This window comes from Nonomuraea rubra, from assembly GCF_014207985.1.
Lineage (GTDB): Bacteria > Actinomycetota > Actinomycetes > Streptosporangiales > Streptosporangiaceae > Nonomuraea > Nonomuraea rubra.
This window is the reverse complement of sequence record NZ_JACHMI010000001.1, coordinates 1,356,194-1,378,960: the sequence shown is the minus strand read 5'-3', so window position 1 is coordinate 1,378,960 and position 22,767 is coordinate 1,356,194. Positions and strand designations below refer to the sequence as shown.

Sequence of the window (22,767 nt, the reverse complement as noted above, 5' to 3'; positions counted from 1 at the left end):
ATATGTCACGGGAAATGGCTACGGAAATGTGTCAACCTAGCCACCGGTAGCGATGTTCCGGCCGACCGGCCGTGCCGTAACGCGGCCGGAACTCGGCCTGCCCCGCCGCGCACAGGTGTTCCAGATAGCGGCGGGCGCTGACCCGCGACAGGCCCGTGAGCTCGGCAGCCTCGGCGGCTGACAGGTCGCGGCCCGCTTCCCGGAGGGTATCGGCGACCAGCGCGCAGGTGGCCGCCGACAACCCTTTCGGCATGGGGACGGCGGTCTTGGGCGTGCCGAAGAGCCGGTCCACGTCGTCCTGGCGGGCCTCGGGGCCGATGGAGGTCAGGCGGTTGCGGGTGTCGGCGTACTGCCGGAGGCGCTCGGCCAGGGCGGCGGCGGTGAACGGCTTGATGAGGTAGTTGACCGCGCCGCCCCGCATGGCCTCCCTGACGGTGGGCACGTCGCGGGCGGCGCTGACCATGAGGACGTCCACGTCGTGCAGCGCCTTGAGCACGTCCAGGCCGGACATGTCGGGCAGGTAGATGTCGAGCAGCACGAGGTCGGGCCGCAGCACGGCGGCCGCCGCCAGCGCGTCGGCGCCGCTGTGCGCGACGGAGACCACGCTGAAGCCCGGCACCCTGCTCACGTAGCCGCTGTGGATGCGGGCGACCATGAAGTCGTCGTCGACGACCAGCACGCGGATCACGAGGTGCCCGCCCGCACCGGGAGCAGCGCGGTGAAGACCGCCCCGCCCGCGTTCCGCACGCGCACCCAGCCGCCCCTGCGCAGGCACACCTGCCGGGTCAGCGCCAGCCCGAGCCCGCGCGGCCCCGCCTTCGCGGCCTTCGTCGTGAACCCCTCCCTGAAGACCTCCTCCACCAGGTCGGGCGCGATGCCGGGCCCGGAGTCGCCGACCCGTACGCGCAGCCCGCGCGCGTCGGCCTGCACCGAGACCTCGATCGTGCCCTGCGCGCCGTCGAGCGCGTCGATGGCGTTGGCGACCAGGTTGCCGACCACGAGGACCGCGTCGCGGGGATCGCCGAGCAGGCCCTCGGGCACCGAGGAGTCCTCGGCGAGCACGAGCTCGGCCCCGCGCTCGGCCGCCTCGGCGGACTTGGCCAGCAGCAGGGCGGCGAGCGTGGGGTCCTGGATGCGCTCGCGCAGGCCGGTGGCGTAGGCGCCGTGGGTGGTGCGGGTGATGAAGCCGATGGCCGCCTCGTGCTCGCCCAGCTCCAGCAGGCCGACCACGGTGTGCATGCGGTTGGCGAACTCGTGCGCCTGGGCCCGCAGCGCGTCGGTGGCGCTGCTGGCGTCGTCCAGCTCGCGGGCCAGCCGGATCAGCTCGGTGCGGTCCCGCAGGGTGACCACCCAGCCGCGGTGGCGCCCGCGTACCCAGACGGGGGTGCGGTTGAGCACCAGCACGCGGTCGCCGTGCAGCACGATGCGGTCCTCACCGGGGTCGGCGCCGCCGAGCACGTCGCGCATGCGCTCGGAGACCGGCATCCGCGTCAGGTCCGCGCCCACGTCCCCGAGCAGCTCGCGGGCGGCGTCGTTGACCAGGGTCACCCTGCCTTCCAGGTCGAGCGCGAGCACGCCCTCCTTGACGCCGTGCAGCACCCCCTCGCGCTGCTCCAGCAGCGCGGCGATCTCGCGCGGCTCCAGCCCGAACGTCTGCCTGCGCACCCGCGCGGTGATCAGCACGGCCAGCGCGAGCCCGGCCAGCAGCACGGCCAGCGCGGTCCAGACGAGCGGCGGCAGCGCCTGGAAGACCTGGCTGATGACCGTCGTCTCCAGCACGCCGACCGAGACGAGGCCGATGACCGTGCCGTACTCGTCGCGGATGGGGGCCTTGCCCCTGACCGTGGTGCCGATGGTGCCGGTCTCGGTGCCGACCCAGCTGCGGCCCGTACGCAGGACCGTGCTGCCGTCGGTGGACAGCCGCTTGCCGATCAGGGAGGCGTTGGGATGGGCGTAGCGCTCCTGCTCGGTGTTGGCGATCACCACGTAGTCGGCGCCGGTCTCCTGCTGCACGCTCATGGCCAGCGGCTGCAGCACGCTCTCGGGCCGTGCCAGCCCGAATGCCCGCCTGACCTCGGGCAGCCCGGCCACCGACTGCGCGATGGCCAGCGCCCGCTGCTGGTGCAGCTCGTCGAGCTGGTCGCGCGTGTGCTCGGCCCACACGCCTCCGGTGCCGCCGACGGCGAGCAGCACGATCACCATCTGGAGGACGAACAGCTGCGTCCCCAGGGAGGCGTCCCGAACCCGTCTCACCCGGCCCATGGAAACAAACCCAGGTCACGTCCGGGTCGCGACCAATACGACCACTACGACGGCAAGCGTGCAAAGGCTCGACGGGCCGCGCCCCGGACTTCACGATGCCAGTTCCATAACGGTGAAAATCCCCCTGGAGTGATCATGCGCTTGCGCGTACTCGCCGCTCTCGCGGCACTCTCCCTCGGCGCGCTGACGGCGTGCGGCCAGTCCGGCGGCGGCACCTCCGCCGCCGGACCCCTGCGGATCATGGCCCCGGCTGCGCCCGGCGGCGGCTGGGACCAGACCTCCCGCACGGCGGAGCAGGCGTTCAAGGCGGCCGACCCGCAGCGCAAGGTCGAGGTGTACAACGTGCCCGGCGCCGGCGGCACGATCGGCCTCGCGCAGCTCGCCGGCGAGAAGGGCAACGGCAACCTGCTGATGACCATGGGCCTGGTCATGGTGGGCGCCATCGAGCAGAACAAGTCGAAGGTCACGCTGGCCGAGACCACGCCCATCGCCAAGCTGACCGAGGAGTACGAGCTGGTCGTGGTGCCGGCGGCGTCCCCGTTCAAGTCGGTGGCCGATCTCGTGGCGGCCTGGAAGGCCGACCCGGCGAAGGTGTCGATCTCGGGCGGCTCCGCGGGCGGCACCGACCACATCGTGGCCGGCCTGATGGCCAAGGCCGCGGGCGTGGACCCCAAGCAGGTCAACTACATCGCGCACTCGGGCGGCGGCGAGGCGCTGAACGAGCTGCTCGGCAACAAGGTCAGCGCGGGCATCTCGGGCGTGGCCGAGTTCGCCGAGCACGTGAAGTCCGGCAAGCTTCGCGCCCTGGGCGTGACCTCCGCCGAGCGGCTGCCCGGCCTGGACGCCCCCACGCTCAAGGAGGCCGGGCTGGACGTCGTGCTGGCCAACTGGCGCGGCTTCGTCGCCCCCGGCGGGCTCTCCGAGGCCGACAAGAAGGCCCTGACGGACGCGGTCACCAAGATGCACGACTCGCAGCCGTGGAAGGACGCGGTCGCCAAGAACGGCTGGATCGACTCCTTCCAGACCGGGCAGCAGTTCGCCGACTACCTCAACTCCGAGCAGACCCGGGTCAAGGCCATCATCGCCGAGATGGGGCTCGTCTCCTGATGAACCGCCGTTCGTGGTCGTGGCGGCCCGAGCTCGGGCTGGCGCTCGTGGTGCTGGTGCTGGGCGTGCTCGTCGTGGTCGGCACGCTCGACGTGTCGGCGGCGGCCTCCCAGCTCGGCATCGGGCCGCGCTTCTTCCCCGTGCTGGTGGGCGGCGCCATGGTGCTCATCGGCCTGTTCTACGTGGCCGACGTGCTGCGCGGTGGCCACGGCGACCCCGAGGAGAGCGAGGACGTGGACGCCGAGGCGCCCACGGACTGGCGCAGCCTCGGCCTGGTCAGCGGCATCTTCCTGGCCTTCGCCGCGCTGCTCGACCTGCTCGGCTGGATCGTCGGCGCGAGCCTGCTGTTCTTCGGCCTGTCGGTGGCGCTCGGGGCCGGGAACAAGCTGCAGGCCGCCGTGATCGCCGTGGTCATGGGCGTGGCGACGTACCTGCTGTTCGTCAACGGGCTGGGCGTGCGCCTGCCGGGCGGGGTGCTTCCGCTGTGACCTCCTTCCAGCTCCTGCTCGACGGCTTCGCCGCCGCGCTCACCCCCGTCAACCTCCTGTACGCGCTCATCGGCGTCACGCTCGGCACCCTCGTCGGCGTGCTGCCCGGCATCGGGCCCGCGATGACCGTGGCGCTGCTGCTGCCGATCACGTTCACGGTGCCGCCGGCCAGCGCGTTCATCATGTTCGCCGGGATCTACTACGGCGGCATGTACGGCGGCTCCACCACCTCCATCCTGCTCAACACGCCCGGCGAGTCCGCGTCGATGATCACGGCGCTGGAGGGCAACAAGATGGCCAGGCGCGGGCGGGCCGCCCAGGCGCTGGCCACGGCCGCGATCGGCTCGTTCGTGGCCGGCACCATCGCCACGGCCCTCCTGGTCGTGGCGGCGCCCGCGGTGGTGAGCTTCGCGATCGCGTTCGGCCCCGAGGACTACTTCGCGCTGGCGATCCTGGCCTTCACGGCCGTGTCGTCGGTGCTGTCGCGCTCGATCGTGCGCGGCCTGGCCTCGCTCGGCCTCGGCCTGGTGATCGGCCTGATCGGCATCGACCAGCAGACCGGCCAGGCCCGGCTCACGCTGGGCATCCCGCAGCTCCTCGACGGCATCGACGTGGTGATCGTCGCGGTCGGCCTCTTCGCCCTCGGCGAGGCCCTGTACGTGGCCTCCCGCCTGCGTCACGCGCCTCCCGAGGTGGTGCCGGTCGGCCGGGCGTGGATGGGCCGCTCCGACTGGCGCCGCTCCTGGGCGCCCTGGCTGCGCGGCACCGCCCTGGGCTTCCCGTTCGGCGCGCTGCCGGGCGGCGGGGCCGAGATCCCCACGTTCCTGTCGTACGCGGCCGAGAAGCGCCTGGCCCGCGGCGTGGCCCGCGAGGAGTACGGCCAGGGCGCCATCGAGGGCGTCGCGGGCCCCGAGGCGGCCAACAACGCCTCCGCGGCCGGCACCCTGGTCCCGCTGCTCACGCTGGGCCTGCCCACCTCGGCCACGGCCGCCATCCTGCTGGCCGCCTTCCAGCAGTACGGCCTGCAGCCCGGGCCGCAGCTCTTCGACCACAACCCGGCACTGGTCTGGGGCATGATCGCGTCGCTGTTCATCGGCAACGCGATGCTGCTGGTGCTGAACCTGCCCATGGCCCCGCTCTGGGCCCGCGTCCTGCGCGTCCCCCGGCCGTACCTGTACGCCGGGATCGTGCTCTTCGCCGCCCTCGGCGTCTACGCGCTGAACGGCTCCGTGGTGGACCTGTTCGTCCTGTACGTGCTCGGCCTGCTCGGCTACGCCATGCGGCGCTTCGGCCTGCCCGTCGCGCCCGCCGTGATCGGCATGATCCTGGGCCCGATGGCGGAGATCCAGCTCCGCCGGGCGCTGGCCATCGGGGCGGGGGACGTGAGCGTGCTCGTCCGCAGCCCGATCGCGGCCGTGCTGCTCGGGCTGTCGGTGCTGGCGCTGCTGACGCCCCTGTTCAGGAAGCTCCTGGCCCGGCGCGGCCTCGCCCCCGCACCACGCGGGGACTGAGCTCCCGCCCCGGGCGTCGCCTCCTCCCCGCACCACGCGGGGAGGAGTGACCGCGGCCCGGGCCGGGAATCGTTCATCGTGGTTCTTGGAGCGGCCCCGCCGATCTGTCCGGATCGACGGGGCCGGCCCGGGCCTACTCGGAGACGCCGAGCTTCTCCAGGATGAGCTGCCGGGCCCTGGCCGCGTCGGCCTTGCCCTTGCTGGCCCGCATGACGCCGCCCACGAGCGCGCCCGCCGCGGCGATCTTCCCGGACCGTACCTTCTCGGCCGCGTCGGCGTTGTCGGCCAGCACCTGGTCGATGATCGCCGAGAGCTCGCCCTCGTCGTTGACGATCTTCAGCCCGCGCCGCTCGACCACCTCGTCCGGGGTGCCCTCGCCGGCCAGCACGCCTTCGAGCACCTCGCGCGCCAGCTTGTCGTTGAGCGCGCCCGACGCCACCAGCTCGGTCACCCTGGCGATCTGCTCGGGCGTGATCGGCAGGTCGGCCAGCGGCGTGCCCGTCTCGTTGGACTTGCGCGCCAGCTCGCCCATCCACCACTTGCGCGCGTCGGCCGCCGGCGCGCCGGCCGTGACCGTGGCCTCGACCAGGTCGATGGCGTCGGCGTTGTGCATGGCCTGCATGTCGAGGTCGGACAGCCCCCACTCGGCCTGCAGCCGCTTGCGCTTGACCGACGGCAGCTCGGGCAGGGCCGCCTTCAGCTCGGCCACCCACGCCGGGTCGGGCGCGATCGGCACCAGGTCGGGCTCGGGGAAGTAGCGGTAGTCCTGCGCCTCCTCCTTGGAGCGGCCGGACGTGGTGGTGCCGGTGTCCTCGTGGAAGTGCCGGGTCTCCTGGACGATCTTCCCGCCACCGGCGAGCACGGCGGCCTGCCGCTCGATCTCGCTCCGCACGGCCCGCTCGACGCTGCGCAGCGAGTTGACGTTCTTGGTCTCCGTACGGGTGCCCCACTCGGACGAGCCGCGCGGCATCAGCGAGACGTTGACGTCACACCGCAGCGAGCCCTCCTCCATGCGCACGTCGGAGACGCCCAGCGAGCGCATGATCTCGCGCAGCTCGGTGACGTACGCCCTGGCCACCTCGGGCGCGAGCCGGTCGGTGCCCGGGATGGGCTTGGTCACGATCTCGACCAGCGGGATGCCCGCGCGGTTGTAGTCGACGATCGAGTAGTCGGCCCCGTGGATGCGCCCGGTCGCGCCGCCCACGTGGGTGGACTTGCCGGTGTCCTCCTCCAGGTGCACGCGCTCGATCTCGATCCGCACGGTCTCGCCGTCGACCTCGACGTCGATGTAGCCGTCGAAGCAGAGCGGCTCGTCGTACTGAGAGATCTGGTAGTTCTTCGGCATGTCCGGATAGAAGTAGTTCTTCCGGGCCATGCGGCACCACTCGGCGATCGAGCAGTTGAGCGCCAGGCCGATGCGGATCGTCGACTCGATGGCCTGGGCGTTGGCCACCGGCAGCGCGCCGGGGAAGGCCAGGCAGGTCGGGCAGACCTGCGTGTTGGGCGGGGCGCCGAAGGTCGTCTTGCAACCGCAGAACATCTTCGACCGGGTGCCCAGCTCGACATGCGTCTCGAGACCGAGCACCGGCTCGAACCGCTCGAGCGCTTCGTCGTACGGCATGATCGTGCCGGCAGTCATCGTGAGGTCCTTCGTTCGGATCGTCGCATGTGCATCGCCCTACAGCTCCGGCGCCTTGGACAGCAGGCTGCCGCCCCAGCGGCTCTCCAGGGCCTGCTCCACGGCCGCGCCCACGCGGTAGCAGCGGTCGTCGGCCAGGACCGGGGCCATGATCTGCAGCCCGACCGGCAGGCCGTCCTCGTCGGCCAGGCCGCACGGCACCGACATGGCCGCGTTGCCCGCGAGGTTGGACGGGATCGTGCACAGGTCGGCGAGGTACATCGCCATCGGGTCGTCGGCGCGCTCGCCGATCGCGAACGCCGTGGTCGGCGTCGTCGGCGACACCAGCACGTCGACCTGCTGGTAGGCGGCCTCGAACTCGCGCGCGATGACCGTGCGCACCTTCTGGGCCTGGCCGTAGTAGGCGTCGTAGTAGCCGCTCGACAGCGCGTACGTGCCCAGCATGATGCGCCGCTTGACCTCGGGGCCGAACCCGGCGGCCCTGGTCAGCGCCATGACCTCCTCGGCGCTGCGGGTGCCGTCGTCGCCGACGCGCAGGCCGTAGCGCATGGCGTCGAAGCGCGCCAGGTTGGACGAGCACTCCGAGGGCGCGATCAGGTAGTACGCGGGCAGCGCGGTCGTGAACGACGGGCAGGAGACCTCGACGACCTTGGCCCCGAGCGACTCCAGGAGCTGGACGGCCTCGTGGTAGCGGGCCAGGACGCCCGCCTGGTAACCCTCGCCGGCGAACTCCTTGACGACGCCGATCCGCATGCCGGCGATGTCGGGGTTCTTCGCGGCCTCGACGACCGAGGGCACCGGCGCGTCGATGGAGGTGGAGTCCATCGGGTCGTGGCCGGAGAACGCCTCGTGCAGCAGCGCCGCGTCGAGCACGTTGCGGGCGAACGGCCCCGGCGTGTCGAGCGAGCTGGCGAAGGCGATCAGGCCGTACCGGGACGAGCCGCCGTAGGTGGGCTTCATGCCCACGATGCCGGTCACCGAGGCGGGCTGCCGGATGGAGCCGCCGGTGTCGGTGCCCGTGGACAGCGGCGCCTCGTACGCGGCCACCGCCGCGCTGGAGCCGCCCGACGAGCCGCCGGGGATCTTCGTCAGGTCCCACGGGTTGGAGGTGGCGTGGTAGGCGGAGTTCTCCGTCGAGGAGCCCATGGCGAACTCGTCGAGGTTCGTCTTGCCCAGGATGACCAGCCCGGCCTCGCGCAGGCGGGCGGTGACGGTCGCGTCGTACGGGGGCCGCCAGCCCTCCAGGATCTTGGAGGCGGCCGTCGTCGGCATGTCGCGGGTGGTGAAGATGTCCTTGTGCGCGATCGGCACGCCGGCCAGCGGCCCGAGCCTCTCACCGGCCCGCAGCCTGGTGTCCACGGCGCGCGCCTGCTCCAGCGTGACCTCGCGATCGACGTGCAGGAACGCCTTGACCTTGGGCTCCACCTCGGCCATGCGGTCGAGGTGCGCCTCGGCCACCTCCACGGCCGACACCTCGCCGGCGGCGATCATCGACCCCAGCTCGGCGGCGGTCTTGCGGATCAAACTCATGCCTCCTCCCCGAGGATGCGCGGCACCCGGAAGCGGTCGTCCTCGACGGCGGGGGCGCCGGCGAGCGCCTGGTCGGGCGTCAGGGACTGTCGCACCTCGTCGGCACGGAAGACATTGGTCAGCGGAAGCGCGTGCGACGAAGGCGGCACGTCCTCGGCGGCGACCTCGGCCACCTTCGCGACCGACTCGATGATGGCATCGAGCTGGGTGGCGTAGTGATCGAGCTCATCGTCGGTGAGCGCCAGCCTGGACAACCGGGCCAGGTGTGCGACCTCGTCGCGGGTTATGGCGGACATGAGTCGTTGAACCCGTTTCGTGGATGGAGTCTTTGGACACTGCCATCCTAGGGGGCTTGACCAACAAGCCCCGAACCATTAAGCCTCAGGCCGAGCTGCTGACCTCAGGCTGGTACCCGTACTCCACGGCGCCGCCCGCCCGGTCGCGCAGCCACTCCGCGGCCTCCTCGGCCGGCATCGGGTGGCAGAACAGCCAGCCCTGCCCCACGTCGCAGCCCATCTCCACCAGCCGCATCGCCACGTCGTCCGACTCCACGCCCTCCGCGACCGAGCGCAGCCCGAGCGAGCGGACCAGGTCCACGATGGAGCGCACGATGCGGTAGTCGTCCTCCGACTCCGCGATCCGGCGGACGAACGAGGCGTCGATCTTGACCTCCGACACCGCCAGCCGCTGGAGCCGGATCAGCGAGGAGTAGCCGGTGCCGAAGTCGTCCAGGGCGAGCGGCACGCCGAGCGTGGCCAGGGCCTTGATGGTCTCCTGGGTGTAGGCCTGGTCGCCGGTCAGGATGCGCTCGGTGACCTCCAGCTGGATGGCGGCGGGCGGCAGGCCGTACCTGGCCAGGCCGACCTCCAGCTGCTCGGGCAGCGCGGAGGCGAGCAGGTCGCGGGCGGAGATGTTCACCGAGATCTGCACCCGCAGCCCCGTGTGCCACCAGGCCGCCGCCTGCTCCAGCGCCTCCTCGATCACGTACGCCGTGAGCTGCCGCATCAGGTACGACTGCTCGGCCAGCGGCACGAAGTCCGACGGCGCGATCGGCCCGTGCACCGGGTGCCGCCAGCGCAGCAGCGCCTCGACCCCCTGGATGTCGCCGCCGCCCAGCCCCACCTTGGGCTGGTAGTGCAGGCGCAGCTCGCGGTTGTCGATGGCGCGGCGCAGGTCGCCGAGCAGGGTGAGGCGCTCGGGCGAGTTGCGGTCCTTGTCCGGCTGGTAGAGCTCCACGCCGGTACGCCCCTCCTTGGCCAGGTACATGGCCACGTCGGCGCGTTGCAGCAGCAGCTCGAAGTCGGGGGCGTGGTCGGGGTAGAGGGCGATGCCGACGGAGGCGTCGAGGTCGAACGTCATGCCCTCCAGGCGTACGGGCTCGGTCAGGGCCGCGCGCAGCCTGGCGGCCACCTCCCTGGCCGCGTGGGCGTCCCTGATCGAGGGCAGCAGCACGGCGAACTCGTCGCCGCCCAGCCTGGCCACGACGTCGCCGGGCCGTACGGAGTGGGTGAGCCGGTGCGCGATCAGTTGCAGCAGCCGGTCGCCCACCGGGTGCCCCAGCGTGTCGTTGACCTCCTTGAACCGGTCGAGGTCGAGCAGGAACAGCCCGACCCGCTCGTCCTGGCGCGCCTCGGCCAGCGCCTCCTCGGTGCTGACGATGAGCAGCTTGCGGTTGGGCAGGCCGGTCAGCTCGTCGTGCAGGGCCTGGTGGTCGCGGCGCATGGAGAGCGTGGCGGTGAAGTAGACGGCGGCCAGCGGGGCGACGAAGAGCGGCACGAGGCCGGGCGAGTGGCTCATGACCACCACGACCAGGGGCGCCAGGCCCAGCAGGCCGGTGTAGACGAGGCTCTGCGGGCCCACGGTGACCTTCAGCACGCGCATGATCGAGCGCCGCTCGTGCAGCGCGACCGCGCCGCTCACGAGGGTGGCCCTGGTGGCGAAGTACGCGATGCCGGCCAGCGCGATCGCCAGCAGGTCGCCCCCGCCGGGCACCCACGGCGCGGCCGGGCTCGGCACGATGCCGAACGTGCTCAGCACCACGGCAGCGGCGGTGAGCGCGAGCGTGGACTGGGCGATGTTGAACATGACCCGGTGCCACGACCTGCGCGTCACCACGCCATTGATCACGACGGCCACGGCCTGCATCAGCACCGCCACGGGCAGCCCCAGGTGGAGCAGCACGGCGAAGGTGAACATGGTGGACGGGTACGTGCCGCCGACGGCCGTCGCGGACGACACCATCACCGGACGGAGCTCCCCCAGGATCACCAGCACCGCGAGCACCCAGAACAGCGGCGTGCGGGCCAGGCCCGCCACCCCGGTCGCGTCCAGCCTGAGCATGGCCACCACCAGAGCGGTGAAGCCGATCACAGTGATGCCCGCGAGGTATCCCCACAAGGGTGTGCCGACGCGTGGTCCGGTGTCGCGGGTGTCGGTTGGGTCAGTCATCGGTAACAGAACCCCCATTAGGTCACTATGGGAGGGTACGACCTTCACCCCACTTCGCGAAACCAAGCGCGTACGTTCCGTCACTTCTCCTTCCCGACATATACCCAAAAAGCACCCTCAGTAGCAAACCGAGCACACAATGACGAAGGGGCCCGCCCTTTCCGGGCAGACCCCTTCCAGCAGCCGGACGCTATCCCTCCGGCCTGACCGCCACCCCGGCGGCCGCCTCAGGCCCCTCGTCGAGCAGGACCCCGAACCCTGCCAGGTCGAGGATCGGCACCCCGAGGCTGACCGCCTTGTCATACTTCGACCCGGCGTTCTCCCCCGCCACCAGGAACGACGTCTTCTTCGACACCGAGCCGGACACCTTCCCGCCCCGGCTGGTCAGCGCCTCGGCGGCCGTGTCACGCGTGTAACCCTCCAGCGTGCCCGTCACCACGAACGTCAGCCCCTCCAGCGTCTGGGGCCCCTTCTCGGGCGCCGGCTCGTCCTCCATCCGGACCCCGGCAGCCCGCCACCGCTCGACGATCTCCCGGTGCCAGTCGACCTCGAACCACTCCTTGATCGTGGCCGCCACCCTGGGCCCGATGCCCTCGACCGCGGCCAGCTCCTCCTCCGAGGCGTTCATCACGGCGTCGATCGAGCGCATGGCGTCGGCCAGGTCGCGGGCGGTGGGCGGGCCGACGTGCCGGATCGACAGCGCGACCAGGATCTGCGCGAGCGGCACCTGCTTGGCCCGCTCCAGCTCCTCGATGAGCAGCCGGGCGCCGGCGCTGGGCTGGCCGTCGAGGTTGGAGAAGAAGGTGACGACCTTCTCCTCGCCGGTCTTCGGGTCCAGCTTGGGCAGGCCGGTCTCCAGGTCGCGGACCACCGACCTGATCGGCAGCAGCTTCTCCAGGGTCAGGTCGAACAGGTCGGCCTCGGTGCGCACCACCGGCTCCTGCGGCGGCAGCGGCTGGGTGAGCGCCGTGGCCGCGACGTAGCCCAGCCCGTCGATGTCGAGCGCGCGCCGCCCCGCCGCGAAGTAGATGCGCTCGCGGATCTGGGCGGGACAGCTCCGGGCGTTCGGGCAGCGCAGGTCGGCGTCGCCCTCCTTCTCGTACGCCAGCTCGGTGCCGCACTCCGGGCAGTGCGTGGGCATGACGAACTCCCGCTCAGACCCGTCGCGCAGCGCGGCGACCGGCCCGACGATCTCGGGAATGACGTCGCCCGCCTTGCGCAGCACCACGGTGTCGCCGATGAGCACGCCCTTCTTGACCACGATGGCCGCGTTGTGCAGCGTGGCCCGCTCCACGGTCGAGCCGGACACCACGACGGGCTCCATCACCGCGTACGGCGTGACCCGCCCCGTCCGCCCCACGCCCACCTGGATGTCGAGCAGCTTGGTGTTGACCTCCTCCGGCGGGTACTTGTACGCGATCGCCCAGCGCGGCGCCCGCGAGGTCGAGCCCAGCTCCCGCTGCGTGCGGAAGTCGTCGACCTTCACCACGACCCCGTCGATCTCGTAGGCGGGGTCGTGCCGGTGCACCCGGTAGTGCTCGATGAACTCGTCGACCTCCGCGAGCCCCGGCACCACCTTGACCAGGTCGCTGACCGGCAGCCCGAACTCCCGCAGCCGGTCGTAGCAGTGCGACTGCGCCCGCGGCTCCTCCGTGCCCTCCCAGACGCCGATGCCGTGCACCAGCATCCGCAGCGGGCGCTGCGCCGTGATGCGCGGGTCCTTCTGCCGCAACGTGCCCGCCGCGGCGTTGCGCGGGTTGGCGAACGGGGGCTTGCCCTGCTCCACGAGCTGCTCGTTGAGCTGCTTGAAGTCCTCGACCGGGATGTAGACCTCACCGCGGATCTCCACCAGGCTCGGGACGTCGTCGCCCTTGAGCCGGTGCGGGACACCCTTGATCGTGCGGACGTTGGCCGTCACGTCGTCACCCGTGCGCCCGTCGCCCCGGGTCGCGCCGCGCTCCAGCCTGCCGTCACGGTAGACCAGCGCCACGGCCAGCCCGTCGATCTTCAGCTCGCACAGGTAGGGGCCGGGATCGCCCTCGGCCAGCCGCTCGACCCGCGCCTGCCAGCCCGCCATGTCCTCGGCGTTGAAGGCGTTGTCGAGGCTCTCCATCCGGTTGAGGTGCTGGACCTTGGCGAAGTCGCCCGACGGCGCCGCGCCCACCTTCTGCGTGGGCGAGTCGGGCGTCTGGAGCGTCGGATGCGCCTCCTCCAGCGCCAGCAGCTCCCTGAACCACCCGTCGAACTCGGCGTCGCTCACCGTCGGCTGGTCGAGCACGTAGTAGCGCCAGCGGGCCTCCTCGACCAGCTCGCTGAGCTCGGCATGCCGCTTGAGCGCGCTCACCGGGACACCCTCGACCTCATCCACGTGAGCCTCCTTCCGTACGACGACCTGTGCAAACGCTACCGTCGAGCACCGTCACCACCACGACTCAACCCTCTCGCGGATCGTCCCTGAGCACCCGCGCCGCCTTGCGGCAGGCCGCCAGCGCCGCCCGCGCGTACGCCGGGGAGGCCCCCGCCAGCCCGCAGGCCGGGGTCAGCACCACCTTCGAGGCCAGCCCGTCGGGCGCGAACCCCAGCCGCCGCCACAACCCCAGCGCCGGCCTGGCCACCACGCCGGGATCGGCCAGGCGCGTGTCCCTGCCCGGCACGACCCCCATGAACAGCGCCATCCCGGCCTCGAACAGCTCTCCCAGCTCCTCGTCGTCCCTGCGCCGCAGCAGCGCCGCGTCCACCGACACGCCCCGCACCTCCGCCCTGCGCAGCAGCGCGTACGGCACGCCGGGCGCGCAGCAGTGCACCACCGGAGCCTCGAACGAGCGCAGCGACTCCTCCACCCGCCACTCCTCGACGGCCGCCAGCCGCCCGAACCCGGAGGCGGTCGGCACCGTCCCCGCCAGCACCCCGGGCAGCCCCGGCTCGTCGAGCTGCAGCACGATCTCGGTAACTCCGGGCAGCCGCCTGCGCACCTCGGCGCAGTGCTCGGCCACGCCCTGGGCCAGCGAGGCGGTCAGGTCGCGCACGGCCCCCTGGTCGGAGAGCATCTTGTCCCCGAACTTGAGCTCGATCGCCCCGGCCAGCGTCCACGGCCCGCAGACCTGCAGTTTCAGCGGCCCCGTGTAGTCGTGACCGATCTCCTCCAGCCCGTCGAGGTCGCGCCGCAGATGGTCGACGGCCCGCTGGTGGTCGCGCCCCGGCCGGTCGGACAGCCGCCATCCGGACGGCTGCACCTCGACGGGCAGGTCGACGAGCAGCGCCGCCGTCCGGCCCACCATGTCCGCGCCGACGCCTCTGGCAGGCAGCTCCGGCAGGTACGGCAGCCCTGGCACCTCGCCGAACACGACCCTGATCGCCTCAAGATGATCCTCACCCGGATGCGAACCGACTCCGGTGGCTTCCCACGTAGACATGGGCACCAGCGTAGGCTCTGCCGAATGAAGCTCACGAAATTCGGCCACGCCTGTGTCCGCGTGGAGAAGGACGGCAAGGTCCTGGTCATCGACCCGGGCACGTTCACGGACGGCTCCGCCCTCGACGGCGCCGACACCGTGCTCATCACCCACGAGCACGCCGACCACGTGGACGTCGGCAAGCTCAAGGCGGCCTCGCCCGACCTGGAGATCTGGACCTGCGAGGGCGTCGCGGCGGACCTGACCGAGGTGCCGGCCAAGGTGCAGGTGGTCCGGCACGGCGACGACTTCGAGACGGCCGGGTTCCAGGTGAAGGTGTTCGGCGAGTGGCACGCCAGGAATCACCCTGACATGCCCGTCGTGCAGAACGTCGGGTTCCTGCTCGACGACGAGCTGTTCTACCCGGGCGACGCGCTCACCGTCCCCCAGGCGGAGGTGGGCACGCTGCTGGTGCCGACCGGGGCGCCGTGGATGAAGCTGTCGGAGATGGTGGAGTACCTGCGTACGATCCGCCCGGCGCGGGCGTACTCCACGCACGACGCCCTCTACAGCGAGGTCGGCCTCGGCCTGGTGGACAACTGGCTGCGCATGGAGGCGCAGAAGCAGGGCGCCGACATCCGCCGCATCCCGGTCGGCGGGTCGGCCACGCTCAGCTAGCCGAGACGATGGTGGCCGAGCCGATCACCGTCGCACCGGAGTAGAGCACCGCGGCCTGGCCCGCCGCGACGCCCGTGGCGGGCCGGTCGAGCTCGATCGTCAGCCCGCCCCCGTGCTCGGCGAACCGGCACGCGTAGACCTCGCCGTGCGCCCTGAGCTGCACCGTCAGGTCGTCACGGCCGGACGGGCCGTTCCAGACCGGGGTGCCGCAGGTGATCGTGGTGACCTCCAGCGCGGAGCGCGGGCCGACCGTCACCGTGTTGGACACCGGCTCGATCGACAGCACGTAACGCGGCCTGCCGTCGGGCGCCGGGCGGTCGATGCGCAGGCCCTTGCGCTGCCCGACCGTGAACCCGTGAGCCCCCTGGTGGCTGCCCACGACCTCGCCGCTCTGGTCGACGATCGGCCCCTCGGCCGCGCCGAGCCGCCCGGCCAGGAAGCCGCGCGTGTCGCCGTCGGCGATGAAGCAGATGTCGTGGCTGTCGGGCTTGTCGGCGACGGTCAGGCCGCGCCTGGCGGCCTCCTCGCGCACCTCGGCCTTGGTCGAGTCGCCCAGCGGGAAGATCGCGTGCCCGAGCTGCTCGCGGGTGAGCACGCCGAGCACGTACGACTGGTCCTTGCCCTGGTCGACGCTCCTCGACAGGACCCCGTCGACCAGCTTGGCGTGGTGGCCGGTGGCGACGGCGTCGAAGCCCAGGGCCAGCGCCCGGTCCAGCACCGCGGCAAACTTGATCTTCTCGTTGCAGCGCAGGCAGGGATTGGGGGTGCGGCCCGCGGCGTACTCGGACACGAAGTCCTCGACCACGTCACGCTGGAATCGCTCCGCCATGTCCCAGATGTAGAAGGGGATGCCGATGACGTCGGCGGCGCGCCGCGCGTCGCGCGAGTCCTCGATCGTGCAGCAGCCCCTGGCCCCCGTGCGGTGCGATTGGGGGTTGACGGAGAGCGCGAGATGGACACCAGTGACGTCGTGACCGGCCTCGGCGATCCGAGCGGCGGCCACGGCGGAGTCGACGCCGCCCGACATGGCGGCAAGCACACGCAGTCCCATGACCGTTCCAGCGTACTGTCCGCATGGGAGTGCGCGACCATGCCCTCCGTCTGGGAGTATTCGACCATGCGACTGTTCGGGCGCAAGGACGCAGACGAAGGGGCCGTCGGGCCGGCCGAGGCCATCGCCGAATTCTGGGCGTGGTGGCAGGAGGCCAGGCCGCGGGTCGACGCCCTGCTGGGAGCGGGCGACGCCGAAGGGCTGGAGACGCTGCTCACCCCGTCGGTCGCCGCGATCGACCCCGGGCTGATCTACGAGGTGGCTCCCGGCAAGGAGGCCGCGCACGCCCTGGTGGTGACCGCGGCGGGCGACGCCGAGCTGCGCTCGCTCGCGCACCGCTGGGCCATGGCGGCGCCGCCGCCCGACCTGCTGTGGGAGTTCCACCCGTCGCGCCAGGCCAACCCGCAGGCGACGGAGCTGAGGCTCGACGTGGGCGGCTTCGTGTTCGAGCTCGACAAGCTCACCCTCGGCCTGCGCGTGCCGCGCAACCAGCCCAGGGTCGACGTGGCCGCCTACCACCCGATCTTCGGCGAGCTCGACGAGGACACCCGGATGGAGACCACGCTGCTGGCCCTCGACTGGCTGCTCGGCGAGGACGACGTGGCCAGGTGGGTGGGCGAGATCACGGCGGTCACGTTCGAGCCGATCGACTCCGTGGCGGCCGTGCACCTGCCGGCCGTGGTCGCCGACGTGGCCTCGGGCTACTCCGAGGAGGAGTGGCTGCTCCTCGAAGGCCAGACCGGCACCGGCGCGCCGCTGGTCGCCACGGCCCGCCACCCGCTGCGGCCGGTGGACCACCCGCTCTTCGACCAGCACATCGCGATCACGCTCCCGTACGCGCACCGCGACGAGAACGGCCTGCCGGTCGGCGACTCCCTGGCCGCGCTGCGCTCCTTCGAGGAACGCCTGGCCGCCCGCCTCCTCAAGCTGCGCGACGACGCCGTGCTGGCCGCGCACCTCAGCGCCGAGGGGCACCGGATCATCCACGTGTACGCCGACCCGACGGGCGAGGCCGCGATCCACGCCAAGGAGCTGATCGTGGGCTGGGAGGAGGGCGAGCCCCGGGTGGACGTGAGCTCCGACCCGGCGTGGACCGCGGTGGCGCCGTTCCTGACCTGAGCGGAGGGCTCGGGCCTCTGGCGGAGGCCCGCCGAGACCTCGGTCAGCCCAGCCCGGCGCGCCGGGCGCGCTCCACCGCGCCGGGGAGCACCTCGATCAACCTGTCCACGTCGTCGCGCGTGGAGGTGTGCCCGAGCGTGAAGCGGAGCGAGCCGCGCGCCGCCGCCGCGTCGGCCCCCATGGCCAGCAGCACGTGCGACGGCTGCGCGACGCCGGCCGAGCAGGCCGACCCGGTCGAGCACTCCACCCCCTTGGCGTCGAGCAGCATCAGCAGCGCGTCGCCCTCGCAACCGGGGAAGGAGAAGTGCGCGTTGCCGGGCAGCCGGTTGACGGGGTCGCCGTTGAGCACCACGTCGGGCACCGCCTCGCGGACGCGCCGGATGAGCTCGTCGCGCAGCTCCACCAGCCGCCGCTCCAGCGCCTCCTGCTCCCGCACGGCGCTGCTGACGGCGGCGGCGAGCCCCGCGATGGCGGGCGCGTCGAGCGTGCCGGAGCGCACGTCGCGCTCCTGCCCTCCGCCATGCTGCACGGAGACCGGCGTCAGCCCTCTGGCCAGCAGCAACGCCCCGACTCCCATCGGCCCGCCGATCTTGTGGCCGGTGAGCGTGAGCGCGTCGGCCCCCGAGCCGGAGAACGACACGGGCAGCTGCCCGACCGCCTGAACGGCGTCGGTGTGGAACGGGATGCCGTGGTCGTGCGCGATGGCGGCCAGCACGTGGACCGGCTGGACGGTGCCCACCTCGTTGTTGGCCCACATGATGCTGATCATGGCGACGCTGCCGGGGTCGCGCTCGATGGCGGCGCGCAGCGTGTCGGGATGCACCCGGCCGTGCTCGTCCACCTCCAGCAGCTCCACCTCGGCGCCCTGGCTGTCGGCCAGCCACTGGGCGGGGTCGAGTGCGGCGTGGTGCTCCACCGAGCTGATCAGCACGCGCCCGCGCGGGCGGCGCGCCCAGTAGAGGCCCTTGATCGCGAGGTTGTCGGCCTCGGTGCCGCCCGAGGTGAACACGACCTCGCTGGGCCTGGCCCCGAGCGCGCCGGCGATCGTCTCGCGCGACTCCTCGACCACCCTGCGCACCTGGCGACCGGCCGCATGCAGGGAGGAAGCATTTCCGACGCGTTTGAGTTGATCCGTCATGGCCTCGATCGCTTCGGGCAGCATGGGGGTGGTCGCCGCATGATCAAGGTAGGCCGACGGTCTGGTCACGTGCTCAGGGTATCTCGTTTGCAACTGTACCGTCCGGACGGTACAGTTGAGGCATGCGAAGGGACGAGCTGTTGGACGCCGCGGAGGATCTCCTCTGCGACCAGGGCTCGGCCGCGCTCACCCTGGCGGCCGTGGCCGACCGGGCGGGCGTGAGCAAGGGCGGGCTGCTCTATCACTACGGCTCCAAAGAAGCCCTGATCAAGGGCATGGTGGAGCGGTTGATCGAAGACTTCGACGCACTGATGGCGGCCCAGCCCGGCGACACGTACACCGAGCGCTACCTGGGCGCCACCCTGGCCGCCGTCCGCTCCGGCAGGCTGCGGCGATGGGCGGTCGTCACGGGGGCGTCGGGCAACCTCTTCCTGCTCGCGCCGCTGCGTGAGGCCATGACCCGATGGCATCGCGAGGAGCTGCGGGAAGAGCCCGACCCGGTGGCCTCGCAGATCGTACGCCTCGCGTGCGAGGGGCTGTGGGACGTGGCCAGCCACGACCCTGAGCTGAACACGGAAGCCGACCTCCAGGTCCTGGAGCAGCGCCTCAAAGCGCTCATCCGGCCCGCGTCCGCCTAGCTCCCGCCCCTCTCCGTCCCGGGCCGCCGCCCGGCCGGCCCGTCTCCCACCGGTGTGCCCGCGCGCCGCTCCGATCCGGTACGGCCCCCGCGCACCGAGCCACGACCGGCCTCCGGCAGGCCGTCATCCCCCTTCAAGCACCCCCACCTTCAAGACGGCCCGGCCGCCTCCCAGACGGCCCGGCGGTCTCCCTGTGCTGCCCCGCAGCACACCCACCATGCCCGATTTATCACGAAAAACTACGACCTTCAGTGAGGTAGCCCTATGACCCGCGAGCTGAGGAGCGCCCGTTACGGGGCGGTCCTCACCTTTGTCCTTGCCGGCCTGATGGTGGGCACGATGACCGTGCGCATCCCCGCCCTGACCGACAAACTAGGCCTGTCCGAGGCCATGGTCGGGACGATCCTGCTGGTGTGGGGCCTGGGCGCTCTGGTGACCATGCAGTCCATGCGCCGCGTGATGGCGCGCGTGGGCAGCAGGACACTCCTGCGGGCAGGCGGCCCCCTGACGGCACTCGGCCTGCTCGGCGTGGCCCTGGCACCCGACCTGCCCCTGCTCCTGGTGGCCGTGGCGCTCTTCGGCATGGCCTTCGGCACCGTGGACGTCGCCATGAACGCCCAGGGTTCGGCCGTCGAGCAGGCGTACGGGCGCCCGCTGATGAACGGCATGCACGCCGGCTGGTGCGTGGGCGCCATCTCGGCGGGCGGGCTGGGCAGCCTGGCGATCGCCGCGGGGCTGCCGTTCACCGTGAACGTGGCGCTGATCGCGCTGGTCTCGCTGCCGGTGATGGTGCTGCTCGGCCGTACGTACCTGCCGGAGCCCCCGGCGGCGGCGGGGACCGCGCGGCAGGGCCGCCGGCGCATGCCGCCGATCGTCTACCTGCTCGGCACGATCATGTTCTTCGCGTTCATGGTCGAGGGCACCGTGGCCGACTGGAACGGCCTGTACCTGCGCGACGAGCTGGGCGCGCCCGAGGCCGTGGCGGCGCTCGGTTACCCGGTCTTCGAGGTGGGCATGCTGGTCGCCCGGCTCACGGGTGACCGGCTGCGCGTCAGGTTCGGGGTGCGCGGGATGCTGACCGTGTCCGGGGTGGCCACGGCCGGGTTCTTCGCGGTCGTGCTGCTGGCGCCGTCCGCGCTGGTGGCGGTGTCCGCGATGTTCTTCGTCGGGCTCGGCGTGGCGACGATCTCGCCGCTCACGCTGTCGCTGGCGGGCACCGCGACGGACACTCCCGGACCCGCGATCGCCCAGGCCGGCGCCATGGGATACGCCGGGCTGCTGCTCGGCCCCGTGGTGATCGGGTTCCTGTCGGACGCGACCTCCCTGCGTACGGCGCTCGGCGTCGGCGTCCTGCTCGGCGTGCTGATCGCGCTGGCCGGACGGCTGCTCCCGCGCCGCGAGCCGGCGGCCGAGCTCGGCTCCCTGCCCGCGCGTGAGGCCGTGGAGGCCGCGGCCTGACATCATCAGGTGATGGATCTTGAGCGGAAAGTGCCCTTCGACGTCGCCGCCTACGTGGAACGCGTGAAGTCACGCCCCTGCTTCATCTGCGCCATCGTGGCCGGCGACCCGGATCACGCCCTCGAACAGATCGTCTACGAGGACGACCGGCACCTGGCGTTCCTGCCGCGCTACCCCACCGTCCCCGGCTACGTGCTGGTCAGCCCGAAGCGGCACGTCGAGCACGTCGTACGCGACCTCGACGAGCCCGCCTTCCACGCGATCATGGAGGTGGTCAGGAAGGTGGCGCTGGCGGTGGAGGCGGTGGTGCCGTCGGAGCGCACGTACGTGCTCTCGCTCGGCAGCCAGCAGGGCAACGCGCACCTGCACTGGCACATCGCCGCGCTGCCGCCCGGCACCCCGTACGAGGAGCAGCAGTTCCACGCGCTGATGTCGGAGAACGGCGTGCTGCCCTGGACCCAGGAGCACGCCGAGGAGCTGGCCGCCCGCCTGAGGGCGGCGCTCTCCTGAGACATTCCTGTGGATCCGGTGCGGGCCCGCCGCGCACCCCCCGCGTGGCGGCCCCATCTTCACAGGGAACTCACAGAACCGCCCAGAGCCCCTCCAACCACCCGCCGCACGCTGGACGTCATGATCCAGCTCAGCGGACTGACCAAACGTTACGGCGAGAAGCTCGTCGTGGACGATCTCACCTTCACGGTACGGCCGGGCCTCGTCACCGGCTTCCTGGGCCCGAACGGCGCCGGCAAGAGCACGACCATGCGCATGATCCTCGGCCTGGACCTGCCCACCGCCGGCACGGTCACCGTCAACGGCCGCCCCTACCACGAGCTGCTGCACCCGCTGCGCGTGATCGGCTCGATGCTGGACTCGCGGGCCGTGCACCCGTGGCGCAGCGCGTACAAGCACCTGCTCTACCTGGCCCAGTCGAACGACCTGCCGGCCTCCCGCGTGGACGAGGTGCTGCACCGGGTCGGGCTGGCGGACGTGGCCAGGAGGCGGGCCGGCGCGTTCTCGCTGGGGATGAGCCAGCGGCTGGGCCTGGCAGCGGCGCTGCTCGGGGACCCGCCGGTGTTGCTGCTGGACGAGCCGGTCAACGGGCTGGACCCGGAGGGGGTGCGGTGGATCCGCACGCTCATCCGGGGGCTGGCCGCCGAGGGCCGTACGGTGCTGGTGTCCAGCCATCTGATGAGCGAGATGGCGCTGACCGCCGACCGGCTGGTGGTCATCGGCAAGGGGCGGTTGATCGCGGAGGGCGAGCTCGGCGAGTTCACCGAGACGGGCGCGGCCGTGGTCGTCCGCACGCCCGACGCGGCGGCGTTCGCCCGGCGGCTGGAGCTGGCGGGCGCCCACGTGCGGCCGGGAGAGGGCGGCGAGCTGCTGGTCACCGGGCTGGGCATGCCCGACGTCGGCCGGCTGGCCTGCGCGGAGAGTGTGCCCCTGTACGAGCTGGCCACGCGGCGCGTGTCGCTGGAGGAGGCGTTCATGGACCTGACCCGCGACGCCGTCGAGTACGGAGCGGCCCGATGATCGCCGCGGGGGCTCTCAGGGCGGAGTGGACCAAGTTCAGCAGCATCAGGGCCACCATGGTGCTCTCGCTGGCGACCGTCGTCGTGTCGGGGCTGTTCGGGTGGCTGTTCGGCAACGCGGCGGCCGGGGATTACGCGATCGCCACGCCGCAGGAGCGGCTGGACTTCGATCCGCTGGCCGCGGGCATGCGCGGAATCTTCATCGGCCAGCTCCTGATCTCCGCGCTGGGCGTGCTGGTCGCCTCCTCCGAGTACGGCTCGGGCACCATGCACGCCACCCTGGCCGCCGCGGGCAGGCGCGGCCGGCTGCTCGCCGCCAAGGCCGCGATCACCGTGCTGACGGCCCTGCCGGTGAGCGTGGCCTCGGTGTGGCTGATGTACACCCTCAGCCAGAGCACGCTGGCGGCGAGCGGGGCCCCGTCCGTCATGCCGGGCGACCCGGCCGCGCTGGCGATGTTGCTGCTCGGGCCGGTCGTGCTCGCGCTGCTGGCGCTGTTCGGGCTGGCGCTGGGCTTCCTGCTGCGCGGCACGGCCGCCGCCGTGAACGTCAGCACCGCCTTCCTCCTGCTGCCCACCCTCGCCTCGTCCTCGCCCGGCATCCTGCGCGACCTCATCGAGAACTACTGGCCGAGCACCGCCGCCCTCCAGGCGCTCTACGGGACGACCGAGCTGCCACCGGTGGCGGCGTTCGGGCTGTTCGTCACCTTCGTCGCGATCATGCTGATCGCGGCCTTCGTCAAGTTCAACCATCGGGACGCCTGATTACGCTGGACACCGGG

Annotated in this window: 20 protein-coding genes; 10 read left to right on the top strand and 10 right to left on the bottom strand. The window is 72.0% G+C overall.

The annotated features are described in order from the left end of the window. Positions 1-31: 31 nt before the first annotated feature. Entirely contained in the window at positions 32-688 is a 657-nt protein-coding gene (locus HD593_RS06375) for a response regulator (protein ID WP_185101253.1), read from the bottom strand. Next, positions 685-2,262 carry an ATP-binding protein gene (locus tag HD593_RS06370; protein ID WP_185101252.1) on the bottom strand — a complete coding sequence of 526 codons (1,578 nt, stop codon included), beginning with the start codon at positions 2,260-2,262 and terminating at the stop codon, positions 685-687. Before HD593_RS06370 ends, HD593_RS06375 begins: the two co-directional genes overlap by 4 nt. 135 nt (positions 2,263-2,397) lie before the next feature. On the opposite strand from HD593_RS06370, the gene HD593_RS06365 reads away from it, so the two are divergent. Genes HD593_RS06365 through HD593_RS06355 form a run of 3 tightly spaced genes read left to right on the top strand, consistent with a single transcriptional unit; the run spans position 2,398 to position 5,368 of the window. Beyond that, a complete protein-coding gene (locus HD593_RS06365) occupies positions 2,398-3,369 on the top strand; it encodes a tripartite tricarboxylate transporter substrate binding protein (protein ID WP_185101250.1) in 972 nt (323 codons plus the stop codon). Beyond that, complete coding sequence (locus HD593_RS06360; protein ID WP_246546347.1) at positions 3,369-3,857, top strand: tripartite tricarboxylate transporter TctB family protein; 489 nt, start codon at positions 3,369-3,371, stop codon at positions 3,855-3,857. Before HD593_RS06365 ends, HD593_RS06360 begins: the two co-directional genes overlap by 1 nt. Beyond that, the gene (locus tag HD593_RS06355; protein ID WP_185101248.1) at positions 3,854-5,368 is read left to right on the top strand and encodes a tripartite tricarboxylate transporter permease; all 1,515 of its coding nucleotides are present in this window, start codon (positions 3,854-3,856) and stop codon (positions 5,366-5,368) included. The genes HD593_RS06360 and HD593_RS06355 overlap by 4 nt, the downstream gene beginning before the upstream one ends. A gap of 133 nt (positions 5,369-5,501) precedes the next feature. Here the strand turns inward: HD593_RS06355 and gatB are convergent, their stop codons facing one another. From gatB to HD593_RS06325, 6 genes are all read right to left on the bottom strand, one after another. After that, the gene (gatB, locus tag HD593_RS06350) at positions 5,502-7,007 is read right to left on the bottom strand and encodes an Asp-tRNA(Asn)/Glu-tRNA(Gln) amidotransferase subunit GatB (protein WP_185101246.1); all 1,506 of its coding nucleotides are present in this window, start codon (positions 7,005-7,007) and stop codon (positions 5,502-5,504) included. Positions 7,008-7,046: 39 nt separating this feature from the next. Then, a complete protein-coding gene (gene gatA / locus HD593_RS06345; RefSeq protein ID WP_185101244.1) occupies positions 7,047-8,537 on the bottom strand; it encodes an Asp-tRNA(Asn)/Glu-tRNA(Gln) amidotransferase subunit GatA in 1,491 nt (496 codons plus the stop codon). After that, the gene (gene gatC, locus HD593_RS06340) at positions 8,534-8,833 is read right to left on the bottom strand and encodes an Asp-tRNA(Asn)/Glu-tRNA(Gln) amidotransferase subunit GatC (protein WP_043618492.1); all 300 of its coding nucleotides are present in this window, start codon (positions 8,831-8,833) and stop codon (positions 8,534-8,536) included. Before gatC ends, gatA begins: the two co-directional genes overlap by 4 nt. Before the next feature lie 85 nt (positions 8,834-8,918). Next, entirely contained in the window at positions 8,919-10,985 is a 2,067-nt protein-coding gene (locus HD593_RS06335; RefSeq protein ID WP_185101242.1) for a putative bifunctional diguanylate cyclase/phosphodiesterase, read from the bottom strand. A 190-nt stretch (positions 10,986-11,175) separates the two neighbouring features. Further along, the gene (ligA, locus tag HD593_RS06330) at positions 11,176-13,353 is read right to left on the bottom strand and encodes an NAD-dependent DNA ligase LigA (RefSeq protein ID WP_185101241.1); all 2,178 of its coding nucleotides are present in this window, start codon (positions 13,351-13,353) and stop codon (positions 11,176-11,178) included. Positions 13,354-13,417: 64 nt separating this feature from the next. Further along, complete coding sequence (locus HD593_RS06325; protein WP_185101239.1) at positions 13,418-14,398, bottom strand: methionine synthase; 981 nt, start codon at positions 14,396-14,398, stop codon at positions 13,418-13,420. A 24-nt stretch (positions 14,399-14,422) separates the two neighbouring features. Between HD593_RS06325 and HD593_RS06320 the strand changes: the two genes are divergently transcribed. Beyond that, positions 14,423-15,055 carry an MBL fold metallo-hydrolase gene (locus HD593_RS06320; protein ID WP_185101237.1) on the top strand — a complete coding sequence of 211 codons (633 nt, stop codon included), beginning with the start codon at positions 14,423-14,425 and terminating at the stop codon, positions 15,053-15,055. Here the strand turns inward: HD593_RS06320 and mnmA are convergent. Then, a complete protein-coding gene (mnmA, locus tag HD593_RS06315) occupies positions 15,048-16,106 on the bottom strand; it encodes a tRNA 2-thiouridine(34) synthase MnmA (protein ID WP_185101235.1) in 1,059 nt (352 codons plus the stop codon). The genes HD593_RS06320 and mnmA overlap by 8 nt on opposite strands. A gap of 66 nt (positions 16,107-16,172) precedes the next feature. Between mnmA and HD593_RS06310 the strand changes: the two genes are divergently transcribed. Beyond that, positions 16,173-17,225, top strand: a complete 1,053-nt coding sequence (locus tag HD593_RS06310) for a DUF695 domain-containing protein (protein WP_185101234.1) — start codon at positions 16,173-16,175, stop codon at positions 17,223-17,225. 43 nt (positions 17,226-17,268) lie between these two features. Here the strand turns inward: HD593_RS06310 and HD593_RS06305 are convergent, their stop codons facing one another. After that, on the bottom strand, positions 17,269-18,387 hold the full coding sequence (locus tag HD593_RS06305) for a cysteine desulfurase family protein (protein ID WP_185111692.1): 1,119 nt from the start codon (positions 18,385-18,387) through the stop codon (positions 17,269-17,271). 98 nt (positions 18,388-18,485) lie between these two features. Here HD593_RS06305 and HD593_RS06300 point away from each other — a divergent pair, with 98 nt between their 5' ends. The 5 genes from HD593_RS06300 to HD593_RS06280 all read left to right on the top strand — a co-directional run bounded on the left by HD593_RS06300 (position 18,486) and on the right by HD593_RS06280 (position 22,750). After that, on the top strand, positions 18,486-19,001 hold the full coding sequence (locus tag HD593_RS06300) for a TetR/AcrR family transcriptional regulator (RefSeq protein ID WP_185101232.1): 516 nt from the start codon (positions 18,486-18,488) through the stop codon (positions 18,999-19,001). Between the two features lie 264 nt (positions 19,002-19,265). Continuing rightward, positions 19,266-20,459: an MFS transporter gene (locus tag HD593_RS06295; RefSeq protein WP_185101230.1), complete on the top strand. Its 1,194-nt coding sequence runs from the start codon at positions 19,266-19,268 to the stop codon at positions 20,457-20,459. 12 nt (positions 20,460-20,471) lie between these two features. Next, positions 20,472-20,969: an HIT family protein gene (locus HD593_RS06290; RefSeq protein ID WP_185101229.1), complete on the top strand. Its 498-nt coding sequence runs from the start codon at positions 20,472-20,474 to the stop codon at positions 20,967-20,969. Between the two features lie 120 nt (positions 20,970-21,089). Beyond that, entirely contained in the window at positions 21,090-21,989 is a 900-nt protein-coding gene (locus tag HD593_RS06285) for an ABC transporter ATP-binding protein (protein WP_185101228.1), read from the top strand. Further along, the gene (locus HD593_RS06280; RefSeq protein WP_185101227.1) at positions 21,986-22,750 is read left to right on the top strand and encodes a hypothetical protein; all 765 of its coding nucleotides are present in this window, start codon (positions 21,986-21,988) and stop codon (positions 22,748-22,750) included. Before HD593_RS06285 ends, HD593_RS06280 begins: the two co-directional genes overlap by 4 nt. Positions 22,751-22,767: the final 17 nt, after the last annotated feature.

Bases quoted from the DNA above. Each gene is read 5' to 3' on its own strand.
- HD593_RS06280 (WP_185101227.1), top strand. From the start codon at position 21,986: ATGATCGCCGCGGGGGCTCTCAGGGCGGAGTGGACCAAGTTCAGCAGC.
- gatC (WP_043618492.1), bottom strand. From the start codon at position 8,833: ATGTCCGCCATAACCCGCGACGAGGTCGCACACCTGGCCCGGTTGTCC.
- HD593_RS06360 (WP_246546347.1), top strand. From the start codon at position 3,369: ATGAACCGCCGTTCGTGGTCGTGGCGGCCCGAGCTCGGGCTGGCGCTC.
- HD593_RS06310 (WP_185101234.1), top strand. From the start codon at position 16,173: ATGCGACTGTTCGGGCGCAAGGACGCAGACGAAGGGGCCGTCGGGCCG.
- gatA (WP_185101244.1), bottom strand. From the start codon at position 8,537: ATGAGTTTGATCCGCAAGACCGCCGCCGAGCTGGGGTCGATGATCGCC.
- HD593_RS06325 (WP_185101239.1), bottom strand. From the start codon at position 14,398: ATGTCTACGTGGGAAGCCACCGGAGTCGGTTCGCATCCGGGTGAGGAT.
- gatB (WP_185101246.1), bottom strand. From the start codon at position 7,007: ATGACTGCCGGCACGATCATGCCGTACGACGAAGCGCTCGAGCGGTTC.
- HD593_RS06365 (WP_185101250.1), top strand. From the start codon at position 2,398: ATGCGCTTGCGCGTACTCGCCGCTCTCGCGGCACTCTCCCTCGGCGCG.
- HD593_RS06305 (WP_185111692.1), bottom strand. From the start codon at position 18,387: ATGCTGCCCGAAGCGATCGAGGCCATGACGGATCAACTCAAACGCGTC.
- HD593_RS06295 (WP_185101230.1), top strand. From the start codon at position 19,266: ATGACCCGCGAGCTGAGGAGCGCCCGTTACGGGGCGGTCCTCACCTTT.
- HD593_RS06370 (WP_185101252.1), bottom strand. From the start codon at position 2,262: ATGGGCCGGGTGAGACGGGTTCGGGACGCCTCCCTGGGGACGCAGCTG.
- HD593_RS06290 (WP_185101229.1), top strand. From the start codon at position 20,472: ATGGATCTTGAGCGGAAAGTGCCCTTCGACGTCGCCGCCTACGTGGAA.
- HD593_RS06285 (WP_185101228.1), top strand. From the start codon at position 21,090: ATGATCCAGCTCAGCGGACTGACCAAACGTTACGGCGAGAAGCTCGTC.
- mnmA (WP_185101235.1), bottom strand. From the start codon at position 16,106: ATGGGACTGCGTGTGCTTGCCGCCATGTCGGGCGGCGTCGACTCCGCC.
- HD593_RS06300 (WP_185101232.1), top strand. From the start codon at position 18,486: ATGCGAAGGGACGAGCTGTTGGACGCCGCGGAGGATCTCCTCTGCGAC.
- HD593_RS06320 (WP_185101237.1), top strand. From the start codon at position 14,423: ATGAAGCTCACGAAATTCGGCCACGCCTGTGTCCGCGTGGAGAAGGAC.
- HD593_RS06335 (WP_185101242.1), bottom strand. From the start codon at position 10,985: ATGACTGACCCAACCGACACCCGCGACACCGGACCACGCGTCGGCACA.